The sequence below is a fragment of the Myroides phaeus genome, assembly GCF_900099675.1.
Classification (GTDB): domain Bacteria; phylum Bacteroidota; class Bacteroidia; order Flavobacteriales; family Flavobacteriaceae; genus Flavobacterium; species Flavobacterium phaeum.
Genome location: NZ_FNDQ01000008.1, coordinates 44,181 through 56,821, shown reverse-complemented (window position 1 = coordinate 56,821; position 12,641 = coordinate 44,181). Strand labels below are relative to the sequence as shown.

Here is a 12,641-nt window from a genome sequence, read left to right as displayed (position 1 = left end):
ATCACGCTTTTTATATTTTTATTTCTTGGTGTTTTTACCCTTCCATTTTAGCTGAAAGTTCAAACCATTTTTCTTCTTTTTCTTCTAATTCATTTAAAACTTTTTGAAGTTCATTTGCTTTCTCGTCAATTTGACTTTCATCTACTTTTCCTTCTGAAAACAAAGCTTCAATTTTCGCTTTTTTAGTTTCAAGATTTCCTATTTCTCTTTCTAATTTTTGATATTCTTTCTGTTCTTGAAAAGTCAATCCATTTTTAACTTGCGCTTCTTTCCAATTTACTTTTTCCTTTGGAGCATCATCTTTAGCAGGTTCTATACTATCTTCATATGCACGGTAATCAGAATAGTTACCAGGGAAATCTTCTATCTCTCCCTCTCCTCTGAAGACAAACATATGATCTACAATCTTATCCATAAAATATCTATCGTGAGATACCACAACTAAACACCCTGGATAATCTAATAAGAAACTTTCTAAAACGTTTAACGTAACAATATCTAAATCATTTGTAGGCTCATCCAGAATTAAAAAGTTAGGGTTTTGAATAAGAACAGTACATAAATAAAGTCTCTTTAACTCTCCCCCACTTAGTTTTTCAACAAAATCGTGCTGTTTTTTTCTATCAAACAAGAAACGTTCTAACAATTGTCCTGCAGAAATACTTCTTCCTTTAGCAAGAGGAATAAACTCACCATATTCCTTAATAACATCAATAACCTTCTGTTCTGGTTTAGCTACAATACCTCCCTGTGTATAGTATCCGATTTTTATTGTTTCACCAATAACAACCTTACCAGCATCTGGCTGTAAACTTTGTGTCAATATATTAAGAAACGTTGATTTTCCTGAACCATTCTTTCCAATGATACCAATTCTATCTCCCTTTTGAAAAGAATAACTAAAATCCTTTAAAATAACTTTATCATTAAATTTCTTATGAAGCTTGTGAAGTTCTACAATTTTACTTCCCATGCGTTCCATATTGATTTCAAGCTCTACCTGATGCTCAATTCTTCTACTATGTGCTTTTTCTTTTATTACAAAGAAATCATCAATACGAGATTTAGATTTAGTTGTACGAGCTTTAGGTTGTCTTCTCATCCAAGACAACTCTTTTACAAAAAGGTTTTGCGCTTTATCAATACTTGCATTTTCTGCAGCAATACGCTCATCTTTCTTCTCTAAATAATACGAGTAGTTTCCTTTATACTGATAAATCTTACCATTGTCTAACTCAATAATCTCATTACACACACGTTCCAAGAAAAAACGGTCGTGCGTTACCATAAACAAAGTAATATTCTCTTTAGCAAAGTAATTCTCTAACCACTCAATCATTTCAAGGTCTAAGTGGTTGGTAGGCTCATCTAAAATTAATAAATCTGGTTTATTAATTAAGATTATAGCTAATGCTAAACGCTTGCGTTGTCCTCCAGATAAAGTTTTCACCTTAGCTTTTAAGTCCTCTAATTTCAGTTTAAACAATATTTGTTTATACTGCGTCTCAAAGTCCCACGCATTATGCGCTTCCATCTTTTCAAAAGCTTTTTGATAAGCATCTGTATCGTCTGGATTTTCTAAAGCCTTTTCATACTCTTCAATTACCTTTAGCGACTCATTATCTGAAGCAAAAATACTTTCTTCAATTGTCAATTCATCTTGTAAATTTGGCTCTTGTGACAAGAATTCCATACGAATTCCTTTTCTCATCACAACTTGTCCTGCATCTGGAAAGTCTTCACCAGTCAATATTTTTAATATTGTAGTTTTTCCTGTACCATTTTTAGCAACGAACGCAATTTTCTGATCCTTGTTAATTCCAAAAGAAACATCCTCAAAAAGTGTACGTGCACCAAAGGATTTCGCTATATTCTCAACTGATAAATAATTCACAATCTTTAATTTTTTTACAAAAATAGGCTTTTATTTCACGATAATGAAAAACTCTTGTTTTCCTACTTTTTCTTGCTGTTTTTACCTTTTAAATTTACTACAACATACTCAGACTTTGTCCCTACCCTATAACGTCCTCCCCAAATACCAATTCCTGAACTAACATAATATTGCGTATTATCCTTTTTAGAGTAACCGTAAGAGTTTTCAAACAAGCGATCGGTAATCCAAGAAATTGGCCAAACTTGTCCTCTATGGGTATGTCCTGAAAACTGTAAATCAATTTTATTTTCTGCTGCCTCCTCAAGCTGATAAGGCTGATGATCTAATAATATATTGACGTTGTTCTCTTTTATATTTTCAACCAATACAGACATCTTCTTCCTTTTGAGATTTGTTTTATCATCTCTACCTATTATAGCAAGGTTTAAATCCTCAAAATGAGCAACACTATCTCTCAATATAGTAATACCTGCGGATTTAAGAAACTCAATACTCCTTTCAATTCCTGATAGATATTCGTGATTTCCAACACAAGCAAAGGTTCCGTATTTACTTTCAAACTGTTTCAATACGTTGTCAAGTTGATAATATTGTAAAGGAAGTAAACTCACATCAATTAAATCGCCAGCTACCAATATAAAATCAGCTTTTTCTTTATTAACCAACTTTACCCAACTACCCAATTCTTTATTTTCAATTGCATACCCCATGTGCATATCTGTCAAAACAACAATCTTTAGGTCGTTTGGCAACTCTTTATCAACCGTTAAATTCAGTTCTACTCGCTTCTTTTGTAAGTAATTCAAATGCCCTAATAAAGCAATAAATAACGTTCCTCCTATTAGTAACATTCCTCTTTGAGGTGATAAACTATCAAATACCCAATGGTTTGAATGTATAAATAGCCCATTAACCAACCTACCTAAATCAAAGAAAACTGTCAGTAAAAAAGCTTGAATTATAAGCATAAACCACCCTGTTCCTACTTTATACAAAACAGAAGCTAAATAAACAGGTATTCGTTTGCCTATCGCAAAAAACAATAGAATACTAAAAGTCAAGATAACTGCAATAAGCGTAAAAAGCACTTTAGCTGCAAGAGAAGATTCTACTACAATTGATGAATATCCTAAAAACACATAGACATTCGCAAATAAGTACAACACTAAAATAGCTGTAAAAATATATTTCTTCATTTAGATAATAACTCCTTTCAATATTAACTTCACAACAGTTCCTTCTGTTGTTCTTTCTATAGTTAAATCTTCGTCTAAATATTCTTGAATTAAAGACATACGCTCTCTAACGATATTCATCCCATGAGACTCGTGCGTTGACTTACTCTGAGAGGCAATGCCTATCCCGTTGTCAATTATGTTTATTATTACATCTTTATTTTGTTTTGTAATAACAATTCTAATTTGAGGCGATTCTACTGACTTTGGAAAAGCGTGAATTAAACTATTCTCTACGAATGGTTGTAACAGCATTGGCGGTAATAAAATAGCACTAACCCCTTCATCAACTTCCTCTACACTAAACGTTACCCTACCGTCCAAACGCATATTCTCTATGAGTACATAATCTTTTAAATACTCACATTCTTCTTTTAAAGTTATTCTCTCTTTTGAAGAAATCGTCAGTGTTTTTCGAATTAATTTTGCAAAACAATCCAAATAATAAAGTGCATCATCAACTTCTTCTTTTAAGATATAGTATTGAATAGAGCTCAACACATTAAAAATAAAATGAGAATTAAACTGACTTCTCACTGACATTAATTTCACTTCAGCAAGGCGTTTTTCATACTCAAATTTTTTCCTTTTGACAGCCTCTTCTTTCTGTATCTGTACTAACCTCGCTTTATATATAAGATAAAATATTCCTATTACAACAAGCGTGGCAACAATATAAAACCAAAGTTTAGTATAAAATGGCGCTTGAATATCTAAAAGTAACAATGGGTAAATTAACTCACTCCCGCTATCGTAGTCATATATTTTAATATCTATCGGATAAATTCCAGACTGTAGATAGTGCAAATCTAACCTATTACTTTTTACATTCACCCAATTTTCAGAAGGTTTTAACCTATATTGAAAGTGAAGCTTATCTGGGAACTTTGCCCCTAAAACATCAAAACCTATTTGTAAATTATTTTGATTTGCTTTTAATTCAAGCATCTTTATATCGTAGTAAGGCTTTCCTTCCTTGGATTTTTCAACACCGTTTATTACTATTTTAGAAATACTAACCTGTAAGCTGATATTCTTCTTTTTAAAATAACTAACATCTAATGTAGAAAGCCCTTTTCCACTACCGATATATAAAAGATTTCCCAATAATAAATCAGAAGTTATTTCTCCTCTACCAAAACCTTGCTCTTTATTAAAGAAAAACTTATTGTCGTTTTCAATGACAGTCAGCCCCTTATTAGTTCCTATAAACAGTTTTTTATCTGCAAACTCTAATAAATTAATACTGCTCCCATTAATCTCACTATTAGGAATAAACTTCACCACTTCATATTGACCACTTTTTGTTTCAAGACCATAAATATCATTGAAATCAGTAGCCACATACAACACATCATTATCTCCAACAGCCAGCTCCTTTAACCTACTCTCAGCAAAAAGTCCGTTCCCTTTTAGAGAAGTAAACTTACCATCTTCATATACATATAACCCATCCAAAGCACCTGCAAAAAACATTTTATTTGTAGTATGTGCAATATCAATTACATCACGAGGGATATTAATACTTTCTATCCTAAAATGGTAATCATAATCCATTTTATCAAGATTGCGATATATACGAACCCCTCCATAAGGATTTGTTTCTACTAAATTGTTTTTATAAAAACCATATTCATACGTATGAATAGGGTAATAAGACATAATATAACCATTGCGATCAAGCTTATAAATTCCAATATTTGTACTTACCCACAAGTCATTTTTATTTTTGACCGCTTTATAAAAGACAATATTTTCAGCTTTCAAATTGTAATCTATTTCAAAAAAGTGATTTGAAATAGTAGCAATATCACTATATTTTTTATAATGTTGTTCTTGATAACTTTTGAAAACGCTTAAAGCTACCTTTTTAATTTCCTTGTCATCTTGAGTTATGATTAACCCCTCTTCTGAAAAAATAAAAACACGTCGATCTAACTCCCCTAAAGCCATAACGTGTCCTACTGAACTGTTATGCATTAAAGGTGAAAACAAATCAACTTGAAACAAACCTTGACTCTTTGTTCCTAAGTATAAAAAATCATTTTTCTCATCCAGACTTATCGAATACAAATCTGTGGCGTCAATACCAAATACTTTTGTAATTTCTTCTAAAGACTCACCGTCCCATCGAAATACTCCACCTCCACTTTCATAAACATTTGCACTTACAAAATACACTTGATTATTAACCTCCTGTATATCGCGAATACTGGGTATTTCTATTTGAGCAACTAACTGTTTCTTTTTAAAATCCTTTACAAACAACCCCGTCTGACACCCATAAAACACTAAACCATCTTTTTGATGAACCGCAAAAATTCTTCGCTGATCATCTACTTTTATCAGTTTGTTATTGTTAATTGTAAAGACACCGTCATTTATTGTAGTTAAATAAATAATACCATCAAACTCAAAAAAACCACTAACCTCAAAAGGATGTTGTAAACTCTTTTCAAAAGAAGGGTTCACAATTTTAAAACTATTTTTATGAATTACAGATACCCCTTCTGAAGTAGCAACATAGATGACATTTTTATACGAAAATATCTTCCTAATTCGATCAGATAATAAGCCGTCTTTTTTTGTAATTATTCGTTTCTCTTCTTTTCCGCGAAATAAAACCCCTTGACCATAACTACCTATCCACATATTCCCTTCAGCATCCTCGAGAATATCAGATATATTTGTATAACGATATTCCGCAGCATCTTCATTAGGCTTGATATTCCCCTGTATTTTTTGTGCTAATCCAGACCTCGAACCAATCCATAAAACCCCCTTTGAGTCCACACAAAGTGCTCTAACATCATTAGCTATTAATCCATTGTCAATCGTGTACTGTTTCGTTACAATTCCTTGAGCAAAAGAAATCACCGAAACAAAAAAAAAGTAAATAGCTAAAATATTTCTCATAAGTTAAAAGCTCCTAACCCTTTCATTGCTGATGCAGCAACAGAAACCTCATTTTCATCTAAATCACTATTCACAAATGCATTAGTTTTAAAATACACTCTATTATTGTCGTTTTTATCTATGTATTCAACCTTGTCTAAATTAACAATGTAAGATCTATTTACTCGAACAAGGTTTTTATGTTTAAGCTTCACTTCAATAGCTTTCAATGTTTTTGACAGCAAATGCTTTTGATCTTTCAAGTAAATCTCACAATAGTTATCCGAAGCTTTGCAATAAACAATATCTTCAACTTTAACAATATGCCTTTTTTGATTACTTTTCACTACTTTATAGTAAAACTGAAATCCTTCTATCTCTTTATATTTATCAAAAACATTCTGAACATCGGCAATATTAATTGGTTTCATTAAGTACTTTAAGCAATTGTACTCATTAATAGCATCAATAGCATACTTTTCATAAGCCGTAGTAAAAACAACTTGAAAAGTATCTTTATTAACATACTTAAATAATTCAAAACCATTTTCTTCTGGCATATGAATGTCTAAAAAAACTATATTCGGAGAATAATTCTCAATTGCCTTTACAGCTTCTTGAACTGATGATACTGTATGTACTACAATACGCTCATGATACGTAACTTTCTTTTCAATAATTGTTTTTAATACTTCTGCTACTTTTGGCTCGTCATCAACGATTAGAGCAACTAATTCGTTATTCATTTGTCGTAAGGTGTTTGTGGTGTTTGTAAGATATTATCACTTAAAGTGATAATTGCAAATTTAAGTAATTGAAATATATTTTAAGACATCTACTCATCATTTATAACCTATTCTCAAGCAATTTTATTATACTTTATATCAATTTTTGAATAAATATACATTTGCATTTCAAGAATTAAGTTATTACCTCTTTGTGATATAATAGCTAACTTCTAAAAAGGTAAAAAACCATACTCTTTTTTTTAAACTATTACAAAACAAATACGCCCCAATTCTCAAGCGTATTTTTTCTTATTCCTATTCAATATGTTTCTATAAACTATCTATTGTTTTTGTATATTGATTCTATGGTTTTACATAGAAAGTATACAACGACTATACAAGCACTATACATTCACTATACAAGTACTCAAAATAAAATCCTATAACGAGCTTGTCTCGTCCTACTATAGCTGTACAGTTATAGTTGATAATCCTGTTTTAAAACTGTACAGTTATTTCAGGACGGGTCAAGCACTTTTATTTAAAAATAAAACCACTTATTTTCCCTATTAATCAAACTAAAATAATACGATATAATCTTTTTAAAACAAAAATAGCACCCCATTACATAGGGTGCTATTTTCTTATACTTTACTACTATCAAAGTTACACTATTATTGTGAACACTTCTTTTAATTCTTTCTAACTTTCTTTAAAAAGAGATTATTCATTGGATTAATTCCCAATCCTTTTATGTCTTGCTGTGAAAATCTTGCTGCTTTGTCGTAAAACAAAATAATAGCAGGTACCTCATCGGCTACAATAGCATCCATCTTTTCATAAATAGCCTGTCTTTTACTATTATCAACCTCTTTAAAAGCACTGGCGTACAATTTATCATATTCTTTATTTGCAAAGCGCGTATAATTAGGTCCGTTAGGAGCTTTGTTTTGCGAATAAAAAAGCGATAAATAATTTTCTGCATCAGGATAATCTGCAATCCAACTTCCTCTAAAAAAGGCAACCTTACCCGATGCCATTCCTTGTCTTAACGTGGCAGGTGGGGTTACATCTACCACTACATCTATTCCTATTTTCTTCCACTCGCGCTGTAAATACTCGCCTATATCTATATAAGTAGCGTTAGTTGATAAAACAACCTCTACACTTTTTTGTCCTGTTTCTTTTTTATACGCGTCCACTAATAACTTCGCTTGGGCTGCATCATAAAGTTTATCTACTTTTATATTTCCTTCAAGACCGGTTGGAATAATACCTCCAACGTTACTCTCCCCCATACCATTGCGCAAATACAACAGCATTTTATGTCTGTCAAAACCAATGTTTAACGCTTTTCGAATACGCTTATCCTGTGTGGGTCCAGGTGCGTCAAGGTTAAAACCAAGGTACTCTGTATTCAAATAAGGTCCTGTTTCCATTTGAATTCGCTCATTGTATTTCTCTTGTAACTTCCCATCTACGGTAATCAACTCATCTTTATACGACGGGTCTAATCCTGAAATAAAGTCTAAATTACCTTGTATAAACTGGAGAAAACCACTTTGTTTGTCTGGTAAAAAAGTAACAGATACAGCTTCTAAATAAGGTAATCTAACACCGTCTTGATCATATTCAAAATAGTCTGTATTCTTTCGCAATACAAGTTTTACATTCTCTTCCCAAAACTTAAAATAGAAAGGTCCGGTTCCAATAGGATGTGATCGAAAATCATAACTTTTATCTTCCACCACTTCATTAGGTACAACTGATGCATAACGCATTGATAATAGCCCTAAAAATCCGGGAAATGCTTCTTTTAAGTTAATTTGAAATACAGTATCGTTAATTGATTTAAACGAATCTACCTTTTGAAAAATCCACGCTCCTGGAGATACTACATTACTGTCTAACAACCGATAAAAGCTATATTCAAAGTCATTAGCTGTAACTGTACGCGTACTATCTACACCAAAATTTGGATGTTTGTGAAAGCGAACGTCGTTTCGAAGTGTAAACTGATATGTTTTTCCGTCCTCACTAATTGTCCACGACTTAGCTACATCGGGCTGTACGTGCAGACTATCATCTAATTGTACTAACCCATTAAACAATTGATTGCAAGGCCAAATTATAGCCATACTGCGTGCAAAAGCGGGGTCTAATGTTTGAATATTAGCACTTTCATTATATCTAAAAACTACCTTATCTATATCTTTAGTCGTTTTATTTTGGCACGAAATAGCCAATACACCGACACAAAATATTGAAACGTAATAAATTATTGATTTCATCAAACCGAATTTTGTATGTAAATTTGCAAACCTTTTTATTATCGAAAAAAGTAAATATAATTCAAAGTTACTACTATAGTAAGTAATCAATATGGAAAATAGAAAAAAAGTAGCTTTTTATACCTTAGGTTGTAAACTTAACTTTTCTGAAACATCTACCATTGCAAGAAACTTTGCAGAGGAAGGATTTGACAGAGTGGAGTTTGATGAAGTGGCAGATATCTACGTAATCAATACTTGTTCTGTAACAGAAAATGCAGACAAACAGTTTAAACAAATTGTAAAAAAAGCTCAAAAGAAAAATAACAAAGCCTTTGTTGCTGCCGTTGGATGTTATGCTCAGTTAAAACCTGAGGAATTAGTAGCTGTAGACGGAGTTGACTTAGTGCTTGGTGCTACTGAGAAGTTCAAAATTACCGATTATATCAATGACCTTTCTAAAAATGATATGGGAGAAGTTCACTCTTGTGAAATCTCTGAAGCTGACTTTTATGTAGGTAGTTATTCTATTGGTGATAGAACAAGAGCTTTCTTAAAGGTACAAGACGGTTGTGATTATAAATGTACGTATTGTACAATTCCTTTAGCAAGAGGTATTTCAAGAAGTGATACAATGGAAAATGTTTTGAAAAATGCGAGTGAAATTGCCGCACAAGACATTAAGGAAATTGTACTTACTGGTGTTAATATCGGTGATTATGGTAAAGGTGAGTTTGGAAATAAAAAACACGAACATACGTTTCTTGAGTTAGTACAAGCTTTGGATAAAGTGGAAGGAATCGAAAGATTGCGTATTTCATCTATTGAACCAAACTTATTGAAAAATGAAACCATTGATTTCGTTTCTCAAAGCAGAACGTTTGTACCTCACTTCCACATTCCTCTTCAATCGGGTTGTAATGATATCTTGAAAAAGATGAAACGCCGTTATTTAAGAGAGTTATATGTAGAGCGTGTTACTCGTATTAAAGAAGTAATGCCAGACTGCTGTATTGGTGTTGACGTGATTGTTGGTTTCCCTGGTGAAACAGACGAGAAGTTTTTAGAAACATATAATTTCTTAAACGAACTTGACATTTCTTATTTACACGTGTTTACGTACTCTGAAAGAGATAACACTGAAGCGGTTGATATGGAAGAAGTAGTTCCAATGAACGCACGTAATAAGAGAAGTAAAATGTTACGTGGACTTTCTGTTAAGAAAAGACGTGCTTTTTACGAATCTCAAATCGGAAAAGAGAAAACAGTTCTTTTTGAAAGTGAAAACAAAGAGGGATATATCCACGGATTTACAGAAAACTATGTAAAAGTTAAGTGTCCTTGGAACCCTGAATTGGTAAACACATTACACAAAGTAAAACTGACTAAAATAGATGATGACGGTATTGTAAGAATAGATTTCATCTAATAAAAATGACTAAAAAAGCCCTATATACGAATATATAGGGCTTTTTTAATCCTCTGGATTTATAAATGTAAGTGTAATTAATCTTTATTTGGTTGTATAATTAGATTCTAATCCCCGGAGGTAACATTTCTTTGTACACTGGATTTTTTCTAAAGAAGGATACAATCTTCGGATGTGTTGGTACGACTCTCAACTTCTTCTCGCGTACTAAATCCAAAATTCCTTTTAAAAAGTCAACTGCTTGACCTTGAACAACATTTTCCAAACCTTTAAGTTTCGTAAGGAAAATTTTTCTTTCTTGTAGTGAATACTCTACACTAAGTAACCCTTTTTCAGATTCATACTCGAACTGACGTAGCAACTCATTGTCTTTAATTTCCATTATATCTGTAAGTTTTAAAGTTTCCCAAAACCATTATAGACGACTTGTTCCATTAAGTAATATGTGGAGAAGTAAAATAAAAAAATAAATACGGTGTATTTCTTTTTTAAAGTCCCTATAATTTCTATATTTAGCAAAGTTCGGGAATATATTCCAATATACCTCGTAAATTTCGTTTAATTTGTTTAAAATGAACAAAATACCTATTTACTTCTTTCCTGGTATGTCCTCTACCTCAGTAATTTTCGACAAACTAACTTTAGATAATTCTAAATACGATTTAATATTTTTAGAGTGGTTACCTATCGAAATGAGTGAGAATTTAGACGATTATGTCAAAAGATATTTGCCTTTTATCAAACACGAAAACCCTGTGCTAATTGGTGTGTCTTTTGGTGGAATTATCGCGCAAGAAATAAGTAAACTAATTTCTGTACACAAAACAATTATTATATCAAGTGTACGTTCTAATACAGAATTTTCAAAATTTTTCCATTTCTTAAAGAACAGTAAACTTTATAAGCTAATACCGACTGGCTACACTGACAACGTATTGGCTATTTACAAAAAGTTTGTTCCTGAGAAAAAGAAAAAACGATTGGAATTATATAACAAATACTTACCTTTAAGAGATAAAGACTATCTTAAATGGTGTATCAGAGAAATTCTAAATTGGAAGCAAAAAGAGCCTTTAGAAAATGTAATTCAAATTCACGGGACAAAAGATGAAGTCTTTCCTATTAAAAACATAAAAAATACCATTATAATACCGAATGGTAATCACGCAATGATTATAATCAAGTATAAATGGTTTAATGAACATTTAGACAAACTAATACATTTAAAATAAATGAACAAAACAGTTAGAACAGTAATTTCATTAGCGGCAGTGGTTATTGTTTCCTCTACGTTTATATTTTCTACTTCATTAGGTAAACAAATTGCTAATGGCGAAGATAGTGCTTATGGAAATGAGCAAGTATTTAATTTACCTAAAAACGCTGAATTTGCTGGCGAAAGAGTTCCTTTACACATCACTGATGTTAAGGAAAGATTTGACAGAGAAATGATAGTAAACACAAACCTACACGGTAGTACTATCATCACTATAAAAAGAGCAGAAAGGTTTTTCCCTATCATTGAGCCAATCTTAAAAAAGAATGGAGTTCCTGACGATTTCAAATACTTGTGTGTTATTGAAAGTGCTTTAGCAAATGCGGTTTCACCAGCTGGGGCAAGTGGTTTTTGGCAATTTATGAAAGGTACTGCTAAAGACTACGGAATGCTTGTAGATGAAACAATAGACGAGCGATATGACTTAATTAAGGCTACTGAAGCAGCTTGTCAGTATTTTAAAGATGCGAAAAGACGATTTGGAAACTGGACAATGGTTGCAGCGGCTTACAACAGAGGAATGGCAGGAATGCAACGCGCGATGGATAGTCAATATGTTGACAATTACTATGATTTATTCTTAAACCAAGAAACATCTCGCTATGTCTTCAGAATTTTAGCTTTGAAAGAGATTATGAGTAATCCAATCAAATATGGTTTTGAAGTACCTGTTAACGAGAGATACCACATTGTGCCTACTAAAAAAGTAAGTGTTGATTATGATATTGATGACTTAGCTCTTTTTGCAAAAGAACAAGGAATCAACTACAAACTACTTAAATTACACAATCCTTGGTTAGTGAATACAAACTTAAAGGTAAAAGGAAAAACATACGATATTGAAATTCCAACAAAAGGAATCTAAAAATAACAAAAGGCATTTCATTTAGAAATGCCTTTTACTTTATGAT

At 32.0% G+C, this 12,641-nt stretch carries 9 protein-coding genes; 3 read left to right on the top strand and 6 right to left on the bottom strand.

The genetic code is table 11. The features are described 5' to 3' along the window. Nucleotides 1–34: 34 nt before the first annotated feature. From BLT46_RS05685 to BLT46_RS05665, 5 genes are all read right to left on the bottom strand, one after another. Complete coding sequence (locus BLT46_RS05685; RefSeq protein ID WP_090407547.1) at nucleotides 35–1,894, bottom strand: ABC-F family ATP-binding cassette domain-containing protein; 1,860 nt, start codon at nucleotides 1,892–1,894, stop codon at nucleotides 35–37. Nucleotides 1,895–1,956: 62 nt separating this feature from the next. Continuing rightward, on the bottom strand, nucleotides 1,957–3,093 hold the full coding sequence (locus BLT46_RS05680; RefSeq protein WP_090407543.1) for a metallophosphoesterase: 1,137 nt from the start codon (nucleotides 3,091–3,093) through the stop codon (nucleotides 1,957–1,959). Then, on the bottom strand, nucleotides 3,094–6,048 hold the full coding sequence (locus BLT46_RS05675; protein WP_090407540.1) for a sensor histidine kinase: 2,955 nt from the start codon (nucleotides 6,046–6,048) through the stop codon (nucleotides 3,094–3,096). Continuing rightward, a complete protein-coding gene (locus BLT46_RS05670; RefSeq protein ID WP_090407537.1) occupies nucleotides 6,045–6,773 on the bottom strand; it encodes a LytR/AlgR family response regulator transcription factor in 729 nt (242 codons plus the stop codon). The genes BLT46_RS05675 and BLT46_RS05670 overlap by 4 nt, the downstream gene beginning before the upstream one ends. Before the next feature lie 674 nt (nucleotides 6,774–7,447). Next, nucleotides 7,448–9,046: an ABC transporter substrate-binding protein gene (locus BLT46_RS05665; protein ID WP_090407534.1), complete on the bottom strand. Its 1,599-nt coding sequence runs from the start codon at nucleotides 9,044–9,046 to the stop codon at nucleotides 7,448–7,450. 91 nt (nucleotides 9,047–9,137) lie between these two features. Here BLT46_RS05665 and mtaB point away from each other — a divergent pair, with 91 nt between their 5' ends. Further along, nucleotides 9,138–10,454 carry a tRNA (N(6)-L-threonylcarbamoyladenosine(37)-C(2))-methylthiotransferase MtaB gene (gene mtaB / locus BLT46_RS05660; protein ID WP_090407531.1) on the top strand — a complete coding sequence of 439 codons (1,317 nt, stop codon included), beginning with the start codon at nucleotides 9,138–9,140 and terminating at the stop codon, nucleotides 10,452–10,454. 100 nt (nucleotides 10,455–10,554) lie between these two features. Here the strand turns inward: mtaB and BLT46_RS05655 are convergent, their stop codons facing one another. Continuing rightward, nucleotides 10,555–10,836 carry a GNAT family N-acetyltransferase gene (locus tag BLT46_RS05655; RefSeq protein ID WP_090407527.1) on the bottom strand — a complete coding sequence of 94 codons (282 nt, stop codon included), beginning with the start codon at nucleotides 10,834–10,836 and terminating at the stop codon, nucleotides 10,555–10,557. A 190-nt stretch (nucleotides 10,837–11,026) separates the two neighbouring features. Between BLT46_RS05655 and BLT46_RS05650 the strand changes: the two genes are divergently transcribed. Together BLT46_RS05650 and BLT46_RS05645 are read left to right on the top strand one after the other, a co-directional pair. Continuing rightward, entirely contained in the window at nucleotides 11,027–11,686 is a 660-nt protein-coding gene (locus BLT46_RS05650; RefSeq protein ID WP_090407524.1) for an alpha/beta hydrolase, read from the top strand. Then, nucleotides 11,687–12,595 (top strand): lytic transglycosylase domain-containing protein, encoded by a 909-nt coding sequence (locus BLT46_RS05645; RefSeq protein WP_090407521.1) that lies wholly within the window; start codon nucleotides 11,687–11,689, stop codon nucleotides 12,593–12,595. It abuts the gene before it with no gap. The last annotated feature ends 46 nt before the right edge of the window (nucleotides 12,596–12,641 follow it).